At 55.5% G+C, this 21,184-nt stretch carries 16 protein-coding genes; 8 read left to right on the plus strand and 8 right to left on the minus strand.

Features of this window, described 5'->3' with window-relative positions:
* The first annotated feature begins 87 nt into the window (after nt 1-87).
* Both speE and speD read left to right on the plus strand, forming a co-directional pair.
* Nucleotides 88-957, plus strand: coding sequence for a polyamine aminopropyltransferase (gene speE, locus IM273_RS11795; protein WP_028015536.1), 870 nt, complete (start codon nt 88-90; stop codon nt 955-957).
* Complete coding sequence (speD, locus tag IM273_RS11800) at nt 958-1,752, plus strand: adenosylmethionine decarboxylase (protein WP_028015535.1); 795 nt, start codon at nt 958-960, stop codon at nt 1,750-1,752.
* Nucleotides 1,753-1,783: 31 nt separating this feature from the next.
* Here the strand turns inward: speD and yacL are convergent, their stop codons facing one another.
* Nucleotides 1,784-2,146: a protein YacL gene (gene yacL, locus IM273_RS11805; RefSeq protein ID WP_041911228.1), complete on the minus strand. Its 363-nt coding sequence runs from the start codon at nt 2,144-2,146 to the stop codon at nt 1,784-1,786.
* Between the two features lie 190 nt (nt 2,147-2,336).
* Nucleotides 2,337-4,934 (minus strand): bifunctional aconitate hydratase 2/2-methylisocitrate dehydratase, encoded by a 2,598-nt coding sequence (gene acnB / locus IM273_RS11810; protein ID WP_193050442.1) that lies wholly within the window; start codon nt 4,932-4,934, stop codon nt 2,337-2,339.
* An 892-nt stretch (nt 4,935-5,826) separates the two neighbouring features.
* On the opposite strand from acnB, the gene IM273_RS11815 reads away from it, so the two are divergent.
* Together IM273_RS11815 and IM273_RS11820 are read left to right on the plus strand one after the other, a co-directional pair.
* Nucleotides 5,827-7,374, plus strand: a complete 1,548-nt coding sequence (locus IM273_RS11815; RefSeq protein WP_193050441.1) for a DUF3300 domain-containing protein — start codon at nt 5,827-5,829, stop codon at nt 7,372-7,374.
* A 10-nt stretch (nt 7,375-7,384) separates the two neighbouring features.
* On the plus strand, nt 7,385-8,176 hold the full coding sequence (locus IM273_RS11820) for a DUF2950 family protein (protein WP_193050439.1): 792 nt from the start codon (nt 7,385-7,387) through the stop codon (nt 8,174-8,176).
* A gap of 52 nt (nt 8,177-8,228) precedes the next feature.
* Here the strand turns inward: IM273_RS11820 and lpdA are convergent, their stop codons facing one another.
* The 4 genes from lpdA to pdhR form a co-directional block, all read right to left on the minus strand.
* Complete coding sequence (gene lpdA, locus IM273_RS11825) at nt 8,229-9,653, minus strand: dihydrolipoyl dehydrogenase (protein WP_023332094.1); 1,425 nt, start codon at nt 9,651-9,653, stop codon at nt 8,229-8,231.
* A 175-nt stretch (nt 9,654-9,828) separates the two neighbouring features.
* On the minus strand, nt 9,829-11,727 hold the full coding sequence (gene aceF / locus IM273_RS11830) for a pyruvate dehydrogenase complex dihydrolipoyllysine-residue acetyltransferase (protein ID WP_193050437.1): 1,899 nt from the start codon (nt 11,725-11,727) through the stop codon (nt 9,829-9,831).
* A gap of 14 nt (nt 11,728-11,741) precedes the next feature.
* Nucleotides 11,742-14,405, minus strand: coding sequence for a pyruvate dehydrogenase (acetyl-transferring), homodimeric type (gene aceE / locus IM273_RS11835; RefSeq protein ID WP_028015529.1), 2,664 nt, complete (start codon nt 14,403-14,405; stop codon nt 11,742-11,744).
* 123 nt (nt 14,406-14,528) lie between these two features.
* Nucleotides 14,529-15,293 (minus strand): pyruvate dehydrogenase complex transcriptional repressor PdhR, encoded by a 765-nt coding sequence (gene pdhR, locus IM273_RS11840; RefSeq protein WP_006173806.1) that lies wholly within the window; start codon nt 15,291-15,293, stop codon nt 14,529-14,531.
* A 263-nt stretch (nt 15,294-15,556) separates the two neighbouring features.
* Here pdhR and IM273_RS11845 point away from each other — a divergent pair, with 263 nt between their 5' ends.
* The 4 genes from IM273_RS11845 to IM273_RS11860 all read left to right on the plus strand — a co-directional run bounded on the left by IM273_RS11845 (nt 15,557) and on the right by IM273_RS11860 (nt 19,724).
* Entirely contained in the window at nt 15,557-15,784 is a 228-nt protein-coding gene (locus tag IM273_RS11845) for a hypothetical protein (RefSeq protein WP_071993741.1), read from the plus strand.
* Between the two features lie 46 nt (nt 15,785-15,830).
* Nucleotides 15,831-17,201: an aromatic amino acid transporter AroP gene (gene aroP / locus IM273_RS11850; protein WP_028015528.1), complete on the plus strand. Its 1,371-nt coding sequence runs from the start codon at nt 15,831-15,833 to the stop codon at nt 17,199-17,201.
* A 164-nt stretch (nt 17,202-17,365) separates the two neighbouring features.
* Nucleotides 17,366-18,763, plus strand: coding sequence for a glycoside-pentoside-hexuronide (GPH):cation symporter (locus tag IM273_RS11855; RefSeq protein ID WP_045259469.1), 1,398 nt, complete (start codon nt 17,366-17,368; stop codon nt 18,761-18,763).
* Nucleotides 18,764-18,773: 10 nt separating this feature from the next.
* On the plus strand, nt 18,774-19,724 hold the full coding sequence (locus tag IM273_RS11860; protein ID WP_193050435.1) for a family 43 glycosylhydrolase: 951 nt from the start codon (nt 18,774-18,776) through the stop codon (nt 19,722-19,724).
* A gap of 18 nt (nt 19,725-19,742) precedes the next feature.
* Here the strand turns inward: IM273_RS11860 and ampE are convergent, their stop codons facing one another.
* Both ampE and ampD read right to left on the minus strand, forming a co-directional pair.
* A complete protein-coding gene (ampE, locus tag IM273_RS11865) occupies nt 19,743-20,597 on the minus strand; it encodes a beta-lactamase regulator AmpE (RefSeq protein ID WP_028015525.1) in 855 nt (284 codons plus the stop codon).
* 9 nt (nt 20,598-20,606) lie between these two features.
* Complete coding sequence (gene ampD, locus IM273_RS11870; protein WP_116342530.1) at nt 20,607-21,158, minus strand: 1,6-anhydro-N-acetylmuramyl-L-alanine amidase AmpD; 552 nt, start codon at nt 21,156-21,158, stop codon at nt 20,607-20,609.
* Nucleotides 21,159-21,184 lie beyond the last annotated feature (26 nt).

The following is a 21,184-nucleotide window of genomic DNA, read 5'->3' on the forward strand; positions in this document are numbered from 1 at the left end:
ACCCGTGCAACCACGGTTATAGTTAGCTATCATGTTTCGCTCATTTTTTGTGAGCGTTACGGATGTTAACAAAGGAGGAGTCCGCGTATGGCCGACCACACGTTGTGGCATGAAACACTGCATGACCAGTTTGGTCAGTACTTTGCCGTTGATAACGTGCTCTATCATGAGAAAACGGATCACCAGGATCTGATCATCTTCGAAAACGCCGCCTTTGGCCGCGTGATGGCCCTGGATGGCGTAGTGCAAACGACCGAGCGCGACGAGTTTATTTATCATGAGATGATGACCCACGTTCCGCTGCTGGCCCACGGACACGCGAAGCATGTTCTGATTATCGGCGGCGGCGACGGCGCAATGCTGCGCGAGGTTTCACGCCATCGTTCCATTGAAACCATCACCATGGTTGAGATCGATGCGGGCGTGGTCTCTTTCTGCCGCCAGTACCTGCCCAACCATAATGCCGGCAGCTATGACGATCCGCGCTTTAATCTGGTTATCGACGACGGCGTTAACTTTGTTAACCAGACCACGCAGACCTTCGACGTGATTATCTCTGACTGTACCGACCCCATCGGCCCTGGCGCGTCGCTGTTTACCTCCTCGTTCTACGAAGGCTGCAAGCGCTGCCTGAACCCTGGCGGTATCTTCGTCGCACAAAATGGCGTCTGCTTCCTGCAGCAGGACGAAGCGCTCGACAGCCATCGCAAGCTCAGCACCTATTTCGGTGACGTCAGCTTCTATCAGGCGGCCATTCCGACGTACTACGGCGGGATCATGACCTTTGCATGGGCAACGGATAACGACGTGCTGCGTCATCTCTCTACCGAAATAATCCAGGCCCGCTTCCATCAGGCCGGGCTCACGTGCCGCTACTACAATCCGGCTATTCATACCGCAGCGTTTGCTCTGCCGCAGTACCTGCAAGACGCATTATCCACTAAGGGGGTGAGCTAATTGAAAAAGCTTAAACTACATGGCTTTAACAACCTGACTAAAAGCCTGAGTTTTTGTATTTACGATATCTGCTATGCCAAAACAGCGGAAGAACGCGATGGTTACATCGCCTATATCGATGAACTCTACAACGCCAACCGTCTGACCGAGATCCTGTCAGAAACCTGCTCGATCATCGGTGCCAATATTCTGAACATCGCCCGACAGGATTATGAGCCCCAGGGTGCCAGCGTCACCATTCTGGTCAGCGAAGAGCCGGTCGACCCGCAGCTTATCGACAAAACTGAACACCCGGGTCCGCTGCCGGAAGTGGTCGTCGCCCACCTCGACAAAAGCCATATCTGCGTTCACACCTACCCGGAAAGCCACCCGGAAGGCGGGCTGTGCACGTTCCGCGCCGATATTGAAGTGTCGACCTGCGGCGTGATTTCCCCGCTGAACGCGCTGAACTATTTAATCCACCAGCTGGAATCGGACATCGTCACGATTGATTATCGCGTGCGCGGTTTTACCCGTGATATCAACGGCATGAAGCACTTCATCGACCACGAGATCAACTCCATTCAGAATTTTATGTCCGAGGACATGAAATCGCTGTATGACATGATGGACGTGAACGTGTACCAGGAAAACATCTTCCATACCAAGATGATGCTTAAGGAGTTCGACCTTAAGCACTACATGTTCCACACGAAGCCGGAAGATTTAAGTGAAGAAGAGCGCAAGGTCATCACCGACCTGCTCTGGAAAGAGATGCGCGAAATCTACTACGGCCGCAATATTCCGGCCGTGTAAGTGTTGCCCGGAGCAGGGACGCTTCGGGGAGTTACTTCTGTTTCATGAACTCACGGTAGGCATTCACTACCTGCAGGAAGTCTTCCACGCCGCACAGCGACAGGCTCTCTTCGTCGTAGTAGCTCATCCCCTCTTCCATCTCATCCCCTGAAAACTCAAGCTGATTGGCGCGCACCATCACCTCTTCGCCGTCCATCCACAGGGTGTATTCATGTCCGGCGCGTTGCCAGGAGCGCTCGCTGCCTTTCACCGTATTTGCCGCCTGTTCGACTTCATCAAGAAGGGCGAGATTTTCTTTCACCTCTTCGTTAAACCAGTGTCCAACGGCTTCGTGCCCCATCGACATGCGCACTTTCACCACGCCGGTGATGTCGCGCAAAAATTCGTAATCCATAGCGTTTTCCTCTGCAAAGCCATTAGGGTAATTATCGCAGCAGAGGGAAAGAAAAAAAGCGGGAGAGGTGGGAGGAATGAAAATAAAAAGGTGAGAGCAAGTCCCTGCGGCCTGATGCCCTCACCCCGTCCCTCGCCCGTGGGAGAGGGTGCAAACACTAAAAACCGTCTCGTAGAGACGGTTTTGCTGATTATACCGCCGTCTGGAAGATCACCCCGTCAGCCTTCTCGGTGTACTGAGAAAGCTGGTCGAAATTCAGATAGCGATAGGTATCCACCGCCGTCTTATCCACCTGCGCCACAAAGGTCTGGTACTCTTCCGGCGTTGGCAGTTTGCCAATCAGCGCCGCAACCGCCGCCAGCTCCGCAGAGGCCAGGTAGACGTTCGCACCAGTACCTAAACGGTTCGGGAAGTTACGGGTAGAGGTGGAAACCACCGTCGCACCGTCGGCCACGCGCGCCTGGTTACCCATACACAGGGAGCAGCCAGGGATTTCGATACGCGCCCCGCTCTTACCGAACACGCTGTAGTAACCCTCTTCGGTCAACTGAGCCGCGTCCATACGGGTTGGCGGTGCCACCCACAGGCGGGTCGGCAACTGGCCTTTGTGGGTATCCAGCAGCTTACCGGCGGCGCGGAAGTGGCCGATGTTGGTCATGCAGGAGCCGATGAACACTTCGTCGATCTTATCGCCCTGCACGTCAGAGAGCAGACGCGCATCGTCCGGATCGTTCGGCGCACAGAGGATTGGCTCTTTAATATCCTCCAGATCGATGTCGATCACCGCCGCGTACTCTGCGTCTGCGTCAGCTTCCAGCAGTTGCGGATCCGCCAGCCATTTCTCCATGCCCTGAATACGACGCTCCAGCGTACGACGATCGCCGTAGCCTTCCGCAATCATCCACTTCAGCAGAACGATGTTGGAGGTCAGATACTCAATGATCGGCTCTTTGTTCAGCTTGATGGTACAGCCTGCCGCAGACCGCTCGGCGGAGGCGTCGGTCAGCTCGAACGCCTGCTCCACTTTCAGATCCGGCAGACCTTCAATTTCCAGGATACGGCCAGAGAAGATGTTTTTCTTCCCTTTCTTCTCAACGGTCAGCAGGCCCTGTTTGATGGCATACAGCGGGATCGCGTGAACCAGGTCGCGCAGAGTGATGCCCGGCTGCATTTTACCTTTGAAGCGCACCAGCACCGATTCAGGCATGTCCAGCGGCATTACGCCGGTCGCTGCAGCAAACGCCACCAGGCCGGAGCCCGCCGGGAAGGAGATACCGATTGGGAAACGGGTATGGGAGTCACCGCCGGTACCCACGGTATCCGGCAGCAGCATACGGTTCAGCCAGGAGTGGATGACGCCGTCACCCGGACGCAGAGAGACACCGCCGCGGTTCATGATGAAGTCTGGCAGCGTGTGGTGCGTGGTCACGTCAACCGGCTTCGGATAGGCCGCCGTGTGGCAGAAGGACTGCATCACCAGGTCAGAAGAGAAGCCCAGGCACGCCAGGTCTTTCAGTTCGTCACGGGTCATTGGGCCAGTGGTGTCCTGAGAGCCCACGGAGGTCATCTTCGGCTCGCAGTATGCGCCAGGGCGAATACCGGCTACGCCGCACGCGCGACCCACCATTTTCTGTGCCAGCGAGAAGCCGCGGTTGCTTTCTGCCACGTCTTTCGCGTGACGGAAAACGTCGGAGTGCGGCAGACCCAGCGCTTCACGCGCTTTGGTGGTCAGGCCGCGCCCGATGATCAGCGGAATACGGCCACCGGCACGCACTTCGTCAATCAGCACGTCGGTTTTCAGTTCGAAGCTTGCCAGCAGCTCGTTGGTTTCGTGGTTGCGCACTTCGCCTTTATACGGATAGACGTCAATCACGTCGCCCATGTTCAGGTTGCTCACATCCACTTCAATTGGCAGCGCGCCCGCATCTTCCATGGTGTTGAAGAAGATTGGCGCAATTTTGCCACCGAGGCACAGGCCGCCGCCGCGCTTGTTCGGCACGTGCGGAATATCGTCGCCCATGAACCACAGTACGGAGTTGGTGGCGGATTTACGGGAAGAACCGGTACCCACAACGTCACCGACGTAGGCCAGCGGGAAACCTTTTTGTTGCAGCGCTTCGATCTGTTTGATCGGGCCCACCACGCCCGGCTGATCTGGCTCAATGCCTTCACGGGCGTTTTTCAGCATCGCCAGGGCGTGCAGCGGGATATCAGGACGAGACCACGCGTCCGGTGCCGGAGACAGGTCATCGGTGTTGGTTTCACCGGTCACCTTAAAGACGGTCACGGTAATTTTTTCCGCCAGCGCAGGGCGGTTCAGGAACCATTCGGCATCGGCCCAGGACTGCATCACCTGCTTCGCATTAACGTTGCCCGCTTTGGCTTTTTCTTCTACGTCGTAGAAGTTATCGAACATCAGCAGCGTGGAAGAGAGCGCTTTAGCGGCAATCGGTGCCAGCTTGTCGTTATCCAGCGCGTCAATCAGCGGATGAATGTTGTAACCACCCTGCATGGTGCCGAGCAGTTCAATGGCTTTTTCAGGAGTAACCAGTGGGGAGGTGGCTTCGCCTTTGGCGATAGCAGCAAGGAATCCGGCTTTTACGTAGGCAGCTTCATCTACGCCAGGCGGTACGCGGTTGATCAACAGATCTAACAGGAATTCTTCTTCGCCCTTAGGCGGGTTCTTCAGCAGCTCGACGAGCGCGGCCATTTGGGTTGCATCTAAAGGTTTGGGTACAATTCCCTCGGCGGCACGTTCTGCTACGTGCTTACGGTATTCTTCTAGCACGACGGTTCTCCTCGCTCTCATTGTCATATGCGGCGGGCGTTCTCTTCACGCTCCTGTGAGACAGCAGTTTGTAGGGTAAATGCCCGATACCGCGTCGGGCAGCATAGCAGGATTTCTGCACAGTGTTAATCCGTTTACAAAAAAGCAACATTAAAAAGTTTGCTGAATCGTTAAGCATGGTGTAGCGGGGAGGCGAGGTGAATTTTGGGGACAAAAAAACCGCCTGATAGCGGTTATTTTGTTGCCTTGCGGTGGTAGCACACCGGGTTGGCAGATTTGCGGCAACCCCAACGCAATGAATTTTGCATCACACCCTGCAGGCTTGCAAGCCATTATGTCAATTTTGCGTAGCACCTTCCCATTTCGAATGAAACCCCGTTTAAATTCATCTCTCGCCTTTAGAATTACCACTGAGTCGATTACTCTTTCCCCTCGGCCTGCTTCGCTGGTGTAGCAACCAGTCACCGGGCCCGGGAGCAGTTCCGTAACCTACGCGGCAATCCCAACTTGCCAGGTTCTGCCTTTCCCGGTGAAGAAGGAACCCGCGTAGCTTGTACAGGAACGCACGCAATGGAGATGCGAATCACTGCAATGATCGTTGCGATCGGTTTACTGCTTACCGCACTGCACGGTGGCTGGAACATATCCGACATCACGGTGCTGTTTGTCGTCAACCTCGGCAACTAGCTGCTGGCCGCTCGCAAGAGCGGCCTTCTGAATTCCCGGCGCCTTTTCCCGCATCGCATATAATTGTGTAATAAATACTCACACTCTTTATCCGGACGTACCGGACGCTTCCCAATAAAAGTCAAAACAGTAAAAGACGGGTGAATAATACTCACGCCAACCGTAACGCCTCACGGCACAGCGCCTGTCTCGTTGGAGTCATTTTATGAAGTTGCCCTTTAAGCCACATCTGCTTGTCCTTCTGTGCAGTGCCGGGCTGTTTGCCGCCTCAGGCGTCATGTTTGTCAAAAGTCGTGCAACGGAACCCGTTGCGCCAGCCCCCGTCGCGCAACCACCGTCAGCGCCTACCGCAGCCCAGCCGGCCCCTGTTGTCGCGCCAACCTACACTGCCGCGCAAATCGATCAGTGGGTTGCCCCCATCGCGCTCTATCCGGATGCTCTGCTGTCACAAATCTTGATGGCCTCGACCTACCCGGCCAACGTGATTCAAGCGGCGCAGTGGTCCAAAGACAACCCCAAAATGGAAGGGGACGCCGCGATTCAGGCCGTTGCCAGCCAGCCCTGGGATCCCAGCGTAAAATCCCTGGTCGCGTTTCCTCAGCTTATGTCGCTGATGGGAGAGAATCCGCCGTGGGTACAAAATCTGGGCGATGCGTTTCTCACGCAGCCGAAAGATGTGATGGATTCGGTGCAACGGTTGCGCGCGCTGGCGCAGAAGACCGGCGCCTTGCAATCTACGCCTCAGCAGACGGTCACCACGGTGACCAAACCCGCACCGGCAAAAACCAGCACCACCGAGTCAACGTCAACCACCACGTCCGCACCGGCCCCGACGGTGATCAAAATTGAATCTGCCGACCCGCAGGTGATTTACGTCCCCACCTATAATCCCAATACGGTTTACGGGACCTGGCCTAATACCGCCTATCCGCCAACCTATCTCCCGCCGTCACCCGGAGAGCAGTTTGGCAACAGCTTCGTCAACGGCTTAGGTTTCAGCCTGGGTGTCGCCACAACTTATGCCATCTTCAGCAATATCGACTGGGATGATGACGATGACTGGGACCATCATCATGACGGCGACTGGGATAATCACGGCGGCTACAACCGCAACGGTGATAACAACATCAATATTAACGTTGAGAACTTCAATAAAATTAGCGGACAACGTCTGACGGACGCCAACCGTACCTGGCAGCACAACCCGGCCTATCGGGAAGGTGTCCCTTACCCGACAAACCAGCTCAACACGCGTTTCCACTCCACCAACACGGCCACGGGGCTTAGTGCAACGCAACAACCGGTTAATCGCGATAGCCAGCGTCAGGCGGCACTGAGCCAGATGGAGAAATCGACAGGTAAAACCTTCCCACAGACTGCTCGCCCGGGCACGAAAGCGGCGCAGCGACAGGCCTCAAGTGAACAGCTGAAACAGATTTCTCAGCGCAATAACTACCGTGGCTATGACACCAAACCGCAGACGGCGAAGCGGGCCACCACGCAGCAGCGAGAAAACCGACAGACCACCGCGCAGAGACAAGAGAAACGGGTTCAGCCTTCTCAGCAACGTCCCTTCCAGCAGCGAAACAGTCAGCTCCGGGCCAATGCACTGAGCGGCAACGACAGCCGTTCCGCCAACTGGCAGGCGCAGCAGCAGCGTGGGGCGCAAAGCAGACACCTCGCCGCTCGTCAGCAGCAGCTACGCCCGGCAGCGGCTGGACGTGCTGAACACCGTGAATTCCGTCATCGCTAAGGGAGCCGACATGAAACGTAAATTACTCAGTGGAATGGTGTTGTTCATGGTCTCGGCGACCGTCATGGCGCAGCAATCCTTCAGCTCACCAGAACAGGCTACCAATGCGCTGGAAAGCGCCATCCGCGATCAAAACGAAAGCGCGATGAGCAACCTGCTCGGTGAGAACTGGCGCGACTTCCTGCCCCCTGAAGGCGTTGATCCTGACGCAGTCGATCGCTTTCTGCGCGACTGGAAAGTCCGTCATAACACCATTGTCGAAGGCGATAAAGCGCATCTGGTTGTCGGAGACAGCGGCTGGCAACTTCCCATTCCGGTGATCAAAATCGCCTCCGGCTGGCAGTTTGACATCAAAGAAGGCGCCGAGGAGATCCTGACCCGCGAAATTGGGCGCAACGAACTTGCCGCCATCGAAGCCCTGCATGCTTACGTGGCCGCTCAGCAGAGCTATTTTGCGATGAATCAGAAATACGCGCAGAAGATTGTCAGTTCTGAGGGTAAAAAGGACGGTCTGTACTGGCCCGTTTCGCCTGGTGAAGCGCCAAGCCCGCTTGGCCCGGCGTTCAGTCCGAAAGAGCCGGGCGCGGGTTACCATGGCTATCGCTTCCGCATCCTGCCAGATAATCACGGTTTCGCTATGGTGGCGTGGCCTGTCAGCTATGGTCAGACAGGCGTCATGAGCTTTGTGATAAACCAGGACGACAAGGTGTACCAGTCCGATCTCGGCAGCGATTCGGAGCAGAAGGCCCGGGCGCTGGCCTCATACGCACCTGATAACACCTGGCAGCCTGTAGCCCCCTGAACGCCGCGCATAAAAAAAGCGGCCTCAGGCCGCTTTTTTCATCTGAAGAAACTTATTTCTTCTTCGCTTTCGCGTTTGGCAGGTCAGTAATGCTACCTTCAAACACTTCAGCCGCCAGGCCCACGGACTCGTGCAGCGTCGGGTGCGCGTGGATGGTCAGCGCGATGTCTTCCGCGTCACAGCCCATTTCGATAGCCAGACCGATTTCACCCAGCAGCTCACCGCCGTTGGTACCGACAATCGCACCACCGATTACGCGGTGAGTCTCTTTGTCGAAGATCAGTTTGGTCATACCGTCTGCGCAGTCGGACGCGATAGCACGGCCAGAAGCAGCCCACGGGAAGGTGGCGGTTTCATAGCTGATGCCTTTCTCTTTCGCTTCTTTCTCGGTCAGACCGACCCATGCAACTTCTGGCTCGGTGTACGCGATAGATGGGATCACTTTCGGATCGAAGTAGTGCTTCATGCCGGCGATAACTTCAGCGGCAACGTGACCTTCGTGAACGCCTTTGTGCGCCAGCATTGGCTGACCGACGATGTCGCCGATAGCAAAGATGTGCGGCACGTTGGTGCGCAGCTGTTTGTCAACGCGGATGAAGCCACGGTCGTCCACTTCAACGCCAGCTTTGCCCGCGTCGAGGTTTTTACCGTTCGGTACACGACCGATAGCCACCAGCACGGCGTCGTAACGCTGTGGTTCGGATGGGGCTTTTTTGCCTTCCATGGAAACGTAAATACCGTCTTCTTTCGCTTCAACGGCAGTCACTTTGGTTTCCAGCATCAGGTTGAATTTCTTGCTGATGCGCTTGGTGAAGACTTTAACGATGTCTTTGTCAGCAGCCGGGATAACCTGGTCGAACATTTCAACCACGTCAATGTCTGAACCCAGCGCATGGTACACGGTACCCATTTCCAGACCGATGATACCGCCGCCCATAACCAGCAGACGCTTAGGAACGGTTTTCAGCTCCAGGGCATCAGTGGAATCCCACACGCGTGGATCTTCATGTGGAATGAATGGCAGTTCGATTGGGCGAGAGCCTGCCGCGATGATCGCGTTGTCGAAGTTGATAACGGTTTTGCCGTTTTCGCCTTCCACTTCCAGGGTGTTCGCACCGGTGAATTTACCCAGACCGTTAACCACTTTGACCTTACGGCCTTTCGCCATACCCGCCAGACCGCCGGTCAGCTGAGTGATAACTTTCTCTTTCCAGGTACGAATTTTGTCGATATCGGTTTTCGGCTCGCCGAAGACGATACCGTGTTCAGCCAGCGCTTTGGCTTCTTCGATAACTTTCGCTACGTGCAGCAGCGCTTTAGAAGGGATACAGCCGACGTTCAGACAAACACCGCCGAGGGTGCTGTAACGCTCTACGATGACGGTTTCCAGACCTAAATCCGCTGCACGAAATGCTGCGGAGTAACCTGCCGGGCCTGCCCCAAGTACTACGACCTGAGTTTTGATTTCTGTGCTCATCATGACCTCTTAGTTTATACCCGTCGTCCACCGGGTCGTTCTATCCGCCCGCAGTTTACAAAATTGTTAACAATTTTGAAACAACAAACGGCTCACGAATTGTCGCTTTCACCAATAACCTCATAAACACCATGAGATTATCAGAAAAAAGCCGGCCGACTGGCCGGCTTTTCGATTACATCACCAGGCGGCGAATGTCGCTCAGCATGTTGTTGATGATGGTGATGAAACGCGCACCATCAGCCCCGTCGATCACGCGGTGGTCGAAGGACAGAGAGATTGGCATCATCAGACGCGGCACGAACTCTTTGCCATTCCACACCGGCTCCATCGCGGACTTGGACACACCGAGGATAGCCACTTCCGGCGCGTTCACAATCGGCGCGAAGTGGGTGGTACCCAGGCCGCCGATGCTGGAGATAGTGAAGCAGCCGCCCTGCATTTCGCCGGCAGTCAGCTTACCATCACGCGCTTTCTTGGAGATGGTGGTCAGTTCACGGGACAGCTCAGTGATGCTCTTCTTGTTCACGTCTTTGAATACCGGAACAACCAGACCATTTGGCGTATCTACCGCAACACCGATGTTGATGTATTTCTTCAGCGTCAGCTTCTGGCCGTCTTCGGACAGGGAGCTGTTGAAGCGTGGCATCTGTTCCAGAGCCGCAGCAACCGCCTTCATGATGAAGACCACTGGGGTGAATTTCACGTCCAGCTTACGCTTCTCGGCTTCGGCGTTCTGCTGTTTACGGAACGCTTCCAGATCGGTGATATCGGTTTTGTCGAAGTGGGTAACGTGCGGGATCATCACCCAGTTACGGCTCAGGTTAGCACCAGAGATTTTCTGGATACGGCCCAGCTCCACTTCTTCGATTTCGCCGAACTTGCTGAAGTCCACTTTCGGCCATGGCAGCATGCCCGGGATACCGCCGCCAGCGGCTGCAGCTGGTGCAGCTTCGGCGCGTTTCACCGCGTCTTTCACGTAGGCCTGAACGTCTTCGCGCAGGATACGACCCTTACGGCCGGTCCCTTTCACTTTCGCCAGGTTCACACCGAATTCGCGCGCCAGGCGACGAATCAGCGGAGTCGCGTGGACGTAAGCGTCGTTTTCAGCGAACTCTGATTTTTCTGCTTTTGCAGCAGGGGCAGCGGCTGGTTTAGCAGCCTGAGCCGGTGCAGCAGCCGGTGCTGGAGCAGCCGCGGCAGCCGGAGCTGCGGCAGGCGCAGCGCCTTCCACTTCGAAGACCATGATCAGGGAGCCGGTAGACACTTTGTCGCCGGTGCTGATTTTGATCTCTTTAACGGTACCGGCGAACGGCGCAGGCACTTCCATGGAAGCCTTGTCGCCTTCAACGGTGATTAGTGACTGTTCAGCGGCAACTTTGTCGCCCACTTTTACCATCACTTCGGTGACTTCAACTTCGTCACCGCCGATGTCCGGTACGTTAACGTCTTTCGCGCCGCCAGCAGCGGCTGGTGCATCGGCCGGAGCCGGAGCAGCGGCCTGTGCAGGCGCGGCAGCAGGTGCAGCACCCGCCACTTCGAAGATCATGATAAGCGACCCGGTAGACACTTTGTCGCCGGTGTTGATCTTGATCTCTTTTACGGTACCGGCGAATGGCGCTGGTACTTCCATAGAGGCTTTGTCGCCTTCTACGGTGATCAGTGACTGCTCGGCCGCAACGGTATCGCCCACTTTCACCAGGATTTCAGTGACTTCAACTTCGTCACCGCCGATGTCAGGCACGTTCACTTCTTTCGCTGCTGCGGCAGCTGCTGGAGCAGCGGCGGCCGGAGCGGCTTCTTTCTTCTCTTCCTGCGCAGGTGCAGCAGCTGCTGCACCGTCGGCGGAATCGAAAATCATGATCAGTTTGCCAGTCTCGGTTTTATCGCCAACGGAGACTTTGATCTCCTTAACGATGCCAGCCTGAGGAGACGGGACTTCCATAGAGGCTTTGTCGCCTTCTACGGTGATCAGCGACTGTTCAGCTTCAACTTTGTCGCCCACTTTGACCAGGATCTCGGTGATTTCAACTTCATCAGCCCCGATGTCCGGTACATTGATTTCGATAGCCATTATTCTTTTACCTCTTACGCCAGACGCGGGTTAACTTTTTCTGCATCGATGTTGAATTTGGTAATTGCGTCCGCAACCACTTTCTTATCGATTTCGCCACGTTTAGCCAGTTCGCCCAGTGCTGCTACAACCACGTAAGAAGCATCAACTTCGAAGTGGTGACGCAGGTTTTCGCGGCTGTCAGAACGACCGAAGCCGTCAGTACCCAGTACGCGATAATCATCAGCTGGAACGTATGTACGAACCTGCTCAGCGAACAGTTTCATATAGTCAGTGGACGCCACCGCTGGCGCGTCGTTCATCACCTGAGCGATGTACGGAACGCGTGGGGTTTCCATTGGGTGCAGCATGTTCCAGCGCTCACAATCCTGGCCATCACGCGCCAGTTCGGTGAAGGAAGTCACAGAGTACACGTCGGAACCCACGCCGTAGTCTTTCGCCAGGATCTGCGCTGCTTCACGAACGTGACGCAGGATAGAACCGGAGCCCAGCAGCTGAACTTTACCTTTGCTACCTTCAATGGTTTCGAGTTTGTAGATACCTTTACGGATACCTTCCTCGGCACCTGCTGGCATTGCCGGCATGTGGTAGTTTTCGTTCAGGGTGGTGATGTAGTAGTAAATGTTCTCCTGCGCTTCACCGTACATGCGCTGCAGACCGTCATGCATGATGACAGCAACTTCGTACGCGTAGGACGGGTCGTAAGAGATACAGTTAGGAATAGTCAGAGACTGAATGTGGCTGTGGCCATCTTCGTGCTGCAGACCTTCACCGTTCAGAGTCGTACGACCAGAAGTACCACCGATCAGGAAGCCGCGAGCCTGCTGGTCGCCTGCCTGCCAGCACAGGTCACCGATACGCTGGAACCCGAACATGGAGTAGTAGATGTAGAACGGAATCATCGGCAGGTTGTTGGTGCTGTAAGAGGTCGCAGCAGCCAGCCAGGATGCGCCTGCGCCCAGCTCGTTGATACCTTCCTGAAGGATCTGACCTTTCTCGTCTTCTTTGTAGTATGCAACCTGCTCACGGTCCTGCGGGGTGTACTGCTGGCCGTTCGGGCTGTAGATACCGATCTGACGGAACAGACCTTCCATACCGAAAGTACGCGCTTCGTCGGCGATGATTGGCACCAGGCGATCTTTGATCGACTTGTTCTTCAGCATCACGTTCAGGGCACGAACGAAAGCGATAGTGGTAGAGATCTCTTTGTTCTGCTCTTCCAGCAGCTGAGAGAAGTCTTCCAGCGCCGGCAGTTCCAGCTTCTCGGTGAAGTTAGGCTGACGAGCTGGCAGGTAGCCTTTCAGCGCCTGACGACGTTCGTGCAGGTACTTGTGCTCTTCAGAGCCTTCCGGGAAGGTGATGTAAGACAGGTTTTCTACCTGCTCATCGGTCACTGGAACGTTGAAACGGTCGCGGATATAGCGCACGCCGTCCATGTTCATTTTCTTAACCTGGTGAGCGATGTTTTTACCTTCTGCGGTATCACCCATGCCGTAACCTTTGATGGTGTGGGCCAGGATTACAGTCGCTTTACCTTTGGTTTCACGCGCTTTTTTCAGTGCAGCGTAAATTTTCTTCGGATCGTGACCACCGCGGTTCAGGGCCCAGATCTGCTCATCAGTCCAGTCTGCAACCAGCGCTGCGGTTTCAGGGTATTTACCGAAGAAGTGCTCACGCACGTAGGCACCGTCTTTGGATTTGAAGGTCTGGTAGTCGCCGTCAACGGTTTCGTTCATCAGCTGGATCAGTTTACCGCTTGTGTCTTTACGCAGCAGTTCGTCCCAACGGGAACCCCACATGACTTTGATCACGTTCCAGCCAGCACCTGCGAAGATGCCTTCCAGTTCGTTGATGATCTTGCCGTTACCGGTTACCGGACCATCCAGACGCTGCAGGTTACAGTTGATGATGAAGCACAGGTTGTCCAGCTTCTCACGGGTCGCGATGGTGATCGCACCTTTAGATTCTGGCTCATCCATTTCGCCGTCGCCCAGGAAGGCGTAAACGGTCTGCTCGGAGGTGTCTTTCAGACCACGGTGTTCCAGATACTTCAGGAATTTAGCCTGGTAGATCGCACCGATTGGGCCCAGACCCATAGATACGGTCGGGAACTGCCAGAATTCAGGCATCAGTTTAGGGTGCGGATAAGAAGACAGACCTTTACCGTGAACTTCCTGACGGAAGTTGTTCATCTGCTCTTCAGTCAGACGACCTTCCAGGAATGCACGTGCATAGATGCCCGGAGAGATGTGGCCCTGGAAGTACACCAGATCGCCGCCGTCTTTCTCGTTCGCTGCACGGAAGAAGTGGTTGAAGCACACTTCGTAAACGGTCGCAGAAGACTGGAAGGACGCCATGTGGCCACCCAGCTCCAGGTCTTTCTTGGACGCGCGCAGAACGGTCATGATGGCGTTCCAGCGGATTGCAGAACGGATACGACGTTCCAGATCCAGATTGCCCGGGTATTCCGGTTCGTCTTCAACGGCAATCGTGTTTACGTAGTTGCTAGCCCCTGCACCTGAAGCAACCTTCACGCCGCCTTTGCGGGCTTCAGAAAGCAGCTGATCAATCAGATACTGAGCGCGCTCAACACCTTCTTCACGGATGACCGATTCGATCGCCTGTAGCCAGTCGCGAGTTTCGATCGGATCCACGTCATTTTGGAGACGTTCTGACATGGGGGTATTCCTTATCTATCTAATACGTTGATTTGTCTGGAACCTGTCCCATTGTGCTCTTGGGCAAGAACACAATAAGACAGGTTCTGCGTTTAGTTGCCGCGCTCTAAAAGTACCTGGCGCTTAATCCTTTCGTTGCTGTATGCGGCGTAATGAACGTTCGCGACGCGATTGTTCACGGCTGCGGTCCAGCAAGATTTCCTCAATGAAAGCCAGGTGACGGTGCGACGCTTCGCGCGCCTGCTCCGGCTCCCCGGCCATTATCGCCTCGAATACTCGGGTGCGATGGTTGCTTACCAGCGGGAGCATCTCCCGACGGGCATACAACAATTCAAAATTCTGACGAACGTTCTGGGCCAGCATCGGCTCCATGCAGCGTAGCAGATGGAGGAGCACCACGTTGTGTGCCGCTTCGGTGACGGCGATTTGATACTGGACAACGGCGCTGGACTCGGCGTCTAAATCGCCGGACTGCTGTGCCCGTTCAATGGCCTGATGCAGTTCGCGGATACGCACGCGATCTTCATCAGTGCTGCGAAGGGCGGCGTAATAGGCCGCAATACCTTCAAGCGCGTGACGGGTCTCAAGCAGGTCAAACTGGGATTCTGGGTGGTCAGAGAGAAGTTCTACCAGCGGATCGCTGAAGCTCTGCCACAGGCTGTTTTGCACAAAGGTTCCGCCGCCCTGGCGACGAAGCAGCAAGCCCTTTGCTTCGAGGCGTTGAATCGCCTCACGCAGAGAGGGACGTGAAACGTCGAACTGTTTTGCCAGCTCGCGTTCTGGCGGAAGTTTCTCACCCGGGCGCAGAGTCCCTTCGAGGATTAAAAACTCCAGCTGCTGCTCAATCACATCAGATAGTTTTGGTTGGCGAATTTTGCTGTAGGCCATATTCCCTGTCTTACGCCTTTTTGCCCGGAGTCAATTGGTCTTACCAATTTCTAGTTCGTATCGCTAAAGTAACAAAGTATTCACCTTCTGTCCATATTGGTTTTGATTGAAATCAGTAAACCCTGCACATTTTAACAACCTTACAGAAATAACGTTTCAGAAATGTAACTTTGCACAAATGAGTTGATTACTCCCAAAGAGGGAGTTTTAACCATAATGAAACGAGGGGTTTTGCAATCTGAAGCGATTCAACATGGCAAATAATGAAAATTCGCCCACTTAAGAAGCATTTCTATTCTATAGGTTGGGTTAGGAAGAATAAGCGGGCCGATTTACAAATGCTTTCTTTTTATTCAAGTCGTCAGCATCCCTTCATAAAGCAGGTGCATTCGCAGGCGCTTACCACTATTCTGGCGCGTACGGAAGTCATCTCCGCTTTTTTCGGTTTGTTTAACCGTAAAGAAATAAATACAGAATATGGACTTTCATAATTACACACGCACAGCGTGAACATAACAACCACACACGAGGTTTCAAATGGAAGCTCAACAGCACGGCGATCAGCTAAAGCGCGGACTTAAAAACCGCCATATACAGCTCATCGCACTGGGCGGTGCGATTGGTACCGGCCTGTTTCTGGGCAGCGCATCCGTTATCCAGTCAGCCGGTCCGGGTATTATTTTGGGTTACGCGATTGCGGGTTTCATCGCTTTTCTGATCATGCGCCAGCTTGGCGAAATGGTCGTTGAAGAGCCGGTCGCAGGCTCGTTCAGCCACTTTGCCTATAAATACTGGGGCAGCTTTGCGGGTTTCGCCTCCGGCTGGAACTACTGGGTGCTGTACGTTCTGGTTGCTATGGCCGAGCTGACCGCCGTCGGGAAGTACATTCAGTTCTGGTATCCGGAGATCCCCACATGGGCGTCTGCTGCAGCCTTCTTCGTGATTATCAACGCCATTAACCTGACCAACGTAAAAGTGTTCGGCGAGATGGAGTTCTGGTTTGCCATTATCAAAGTCATTGCCGTTGTGGCGATGATCATCTTCGGTGGCTGGCTGCTGTTCAGCGGCAACGGCGGCCCGCAGGCTACCGTGCGTAACCTCTGGGAACAGGGCGGCTTCCTGCCTCACGGCATGACCGGTCTGGTGATGATGATGGCAATCATTATGTTCTCCTTCGGCGGCCTGGAGCTGGTGGGTATTACCGCTGCCGAAGCCGATAACCCGGAGCAAAGCATCCCGAAAGCCACAAATCAGGTTATCTACCGTATTCTGATCTTCTATGTGGGCTCACTGGCCGTGCTGCTCTCCCTGCTGCCGTGGACGCGCGTGACCGCTGACACCAGCCCGTTTGTTCTCATCTTCCACGAGCTGGGCGATACCTTTGTCGCCAACGCCCTGAACATCGTGGTGCTGACCGCAGCGCTCTCCGTTTACAACAGCTGCGTATACTGCAACAGCCGTATGCTGTTCGGCCTGGCCCAGCAGGGCAACGCGCCGAAGATGCTGCTCAACGTGGATAAACGCGGCGTGCCGGTGAATACCATCATTGTTTCAGCCATCGTGACCGCGCTGTGCGTGCTGATTAACTACATGGCACCGGAATCGGCGTTTGGCCTGCTGATGGCGCTGGTAGTCTCCGCTCTGGTTATCAACTGGGCGATGATCAGCCTGGCGCACATGAAGTTCCGCCGCGCGAAACAGCAGCAGGGCGTCACCACGCGCTTCCCTGCCCTGCTCTATCCGCTGGGTAACTGGATTTGCCTGCTGTTTATGGCGGCCGTGCTGGTGATCATGCTGATCACGCCGGGCATGGCGATTTCCGTCTACCTGATCCCGGTCTGGATTGCGATCCTTGGTGTTGGCTATCTCTTCAGCCAGAAAAGCCGTAATGCCATGAAGGCGCACTAAACCTCTCGCCGCGGCACCTGTTTTTGCGGGTGCCGCGCGTTGTTACCTCCTTCACACTTTCACGCCAACAGCACATTTATCCATATCACCGCCCTGATACTGCAACGCATATATTCCTTTGCCAGCGAATAATTCTCCCCATACCGTAAACCGGAGAGCTGTCGATGGATAACAACAAACTGTCAGTAAAAGAAAAGATCGGCTATGGGATGGGCGACGCGGGATGCAACATCATCTTCGGCGCCATCATGCTGTTTGTTAACTATTTCTATACGGATATTTTTGGCCTGGCGCCTGCGCTGGTCGGCGTGCTGCTGCTGTCCGTCCGCGTAATTGATGCCGTAACGGACCCGATTATGGGGGCGATTGCCGACCGTACCCGCAGTAAATATGGCCGGTTTCGTCCATGGCTGCTGTGGATTGCGTTCCCCTACGCGCTGTTCAGCATTCTGATGTTCACCACCCCGGAGTGGAGCTATAACAGCAAAGTTATCTATGCGTTTGTCACCTACTTCCTGCTCTCGTTAACCTATACGGCCATCAACATCCCTTACTGCTCGTTAGGTGGGGTGATCACCAACGATCCAAAAGAGCGCGTGGCCTGCCAGTCGTATCGCTTCGTGCTGGTCGGCATCGCCACGCTGCTGCTCTCCTTAACGCTGCTGCCGATGGCCGACTGGTTTGGCGGGGATAACAAAGCCAAAGGCTACCAGATGGCGATGACTGTCCTGGCGCTGATTGGTACCTGTATGTTCCTGTTCTGCTTCGCCACCGTGCGCGAGCGCGTGCGTCCGGCAGTGCAAACCAACGACGAACTGAAAAACGACCTGAAAGACGTGTGGAAAAACGACCAGTGGGTGCGCATTTTGCTGCTCACGCTGTGCAACGTCTGCCCGGGCTTTATCCGCATGGCGGCGACCATGTATTACGTCACCTGGGTGATGGGCCAGAGCACCCACTTCGCCACGCTGTTTATCAGCCTGGGCGTTGTCGGCATGATGCTTGGCAGCGTGCTGGCGAAAGTGCTGACCGACCGCTGGTGTAAGCTGAAGGTCTTCTTCTGGACCAATATCGTGCTGGCGGCATTCTCCTGCGCCTTCTATTTCTTCGACCCGAAAGCCACCGTTACCATCGTGGTGCTCTATTTCCTGCTTAACATCCTGCACCAGATCCCGTCTCCGCTGCACTGGTCGCTGATGGCTGACGTGGACGACTACGGCGAGTGGAAAACCGGGAAGCGCATCACCGGGATCAGCTTCTCGGGTAACATCTTCTTCCTGAAACTGGGCCTGGCGATTGCCGGTGCGATGGTCGGCTTCCTGCTCTCCTGGTACGGTTATGACGCGGGCGCAAAAGCGCAAAGCGCGGACGCCATTAACGGGATCGTGCTGCTCTTTACCGTCATTCCGGGCATTGGATACTTAATTACCGCTGGGGTGGTACGTCTGCTGAAGGTGGACCGCGAAACCATGAAGCAGATCCAGGCCGATCTGGAAAAGCGCCGTACCAACTACCGCGAGCTGAATGACTATCAGGAACTCAAAGCCGCTGAGACTAAATAAGGAAAGCCGCATGCATAACTGGCCAAACCCGTTTATCGAACAACGCGCCGACCCGTACATTTTACGCCATGAGGGACAGTACTATTTTATTGCCTCCGTGCCGCAGTACGACAGGCTGGCGATCCGCCGCGCAGACTCTCTGGAAGGACTACGCGACGCTGAAGAGGTGGTGGTCTGGCGCAAACCCGAGACCGGCCCGATGAGCCAGCTAATCTGGGCGCCAGAACTGCACCACGTTGACGGCAAGTGGTACATCTATTTTGCCGCGACGCACACCCAGGCGCTCGACGCACTCGGGATGTTCCAGCACCGCATGTTTGCGATTGAGTGTGCGGACCGCGATCCGCTCAGCGGTACCTGGATCGAGAAAGGGCAAATCAACACCCCGTTCGACACCTTCGCCCTGGATGCCACCACCTTTGTTCATCAGGGCAAACGCTGGTACCTGTGGGCGCAAAAAGCCCCGGATATTTCCGGCAACTCTAACCTCTATCTGTGTGAAATGGAGAACCCGTGGACGCTGAAAGGCGAGCCGGTGATGCTCAGCAAGCCAGAATACGACTGGGAATGCCGTGGTTTCTGGGTCAACGAAGGTCCGGCGGTGCTGGTTCACAGCGATAAGCTGTTTATCAGCTACTCCGCCAGCGCCACCGATGAGAACTACTGCATGGGGTTACTGTGGATAGACCTGAACGCCGATCCGCAAAACCCGGCAAACTGGCACAAATCCCCTCGCCCGGTTTTCGTCACCAGCTATGAGAACAACCAGTACGGGCCAGGCCACAACAGCTTTACGCAAACGCCGGAAGGGGAAGATGTATTGGTGTACCACGCAAGAAATTACACCGAAATTGAAGGCGATCCGCTTTACGATCCGAACCGTCATACTCGCCTGAAGCTTGTCCGCTGGGACGAAAACGGGATGCCTGATTTCGGCATCCCGCCTGCGGATACGTTATAGCGTCTGCGGCGCGCTGGGTTACACCAGCGTGCCGTAAATCGTCAGCAGCGCCACAATCACCACCACCACAAACGAGGTTTTCTTCGCCATGGAGACGGCGGCTTTTGGCGTTTCGATCTTGTCGGTATGCGGTTCGCGCGCCAGCGAGAACTGCGCCAGGCGCGTCAACACCTGGTACTGGGACGTATGGCGGTCCCCAAGAGAAGCGAACCATGCGGGCAGCGCTTTTTCACCGTGGCCAATTAAGGCGTACACCACGCCCACCAGACGCACCGGGAGCCAGTCGAGCACGTGCAGGATGGCATCAATGCCGGACAGCAAACGCTCATGCGGCGTCAGATAACGGGCAAGCCAGGTCTGCCAGGCGCGCAGAAACGCATAGCCCATCAGCAGTACCGGCCCCCACGGGCCGCCCACCACAAACCAGAACAGCGGAGCCAGGTAGTAGCGGAAGTTAATCCACAGCAGCGCGTTTTGCAGCTCGCGCAGGAACTCGCGCTCGTCGCAGTCCGGCGGCACGCCGTGGATCATCGTCAGCTCGCTCGCCATCGCGCCGCGCGCGTGGGCATCGTCACGGGAGGCGGCTTTCAGGTAGGCGTGATAGTGCAAACGCACCTTGCCCGCACCAATGCACAGCACGCCGAGCAGGATCCACACCACCAGCAGCGGCACGTTGAAAAAGAGTCCGTACAGCGAGCGCAGCAGCAGGAAGGTAATCAGCATGACGCCCGCCATCATCAGCAGCGTGCGCAGCATGGAAAAGTGCTTGATGCGGCGGAACAACACCTCCAGCCGGTGATCCAGTTGCCAGTGCTCGCCGAGCTTGAACAGGCGTTCGGCGATGATAACCAGCAGCATGGTAAACAACGTCATGGTATCTCCTTATTCTGACGACGCGGCAAGCATGGCGCGAAACCGCGACCAGTCAAATGCCGGGCCGGGATCGGTTTTTCTCGCCGGAGCGATATCGCTGTGCCCGGTAATATTGTCGGCGATTGCCGGGTAGAGTCCGATAAGCGTGTGGGTAATAGCAACCAGCTGCTGATACTGGGCATCGGTGTAGGGGGTAGTATCCGTGCCTTCCAGCTCAATCCCAATCGAGAAATCGTTGCACCGTTCGCGCCCGTGATACATCGATACCCCGGCATGCCAGGCGCGCTTATCAAAAGGAACATACTGAACTACCTCACCATCACGGCGAATCAGGCAGTGAGCCGACACGCGCAGATGCGCAATCTCAGCGAAGAAGGGATGAGCATTGGGATCTATCGTTCCCGTGAATAACGCATCGATCCACGGGCCGCCAAACTCACCCGGCGGGAGGCTAATATTATGAACCACCAGCAGTGTGGGCTTTTCATCCTCCGGGCGGCAGTCGTGGTGCGGCGAGGGCACATGCCGCGCATCCACCAGCCATCCGTTTTCTAACAACATGCTGGAACTCCTTCTGTATGGTGCAA

The sequence above is a fragment of the Enterobacter cloacae complex sp. P13B genome, from assembly GCF_014895915.1.
Classification (GTDB): domain Bacteria; phylum Pseudomonadota; class Gammaproteobacteria; order Enterobacterales; family Enterobacteriaceae; genus Enterobacter; species Enterobacter bugandensis.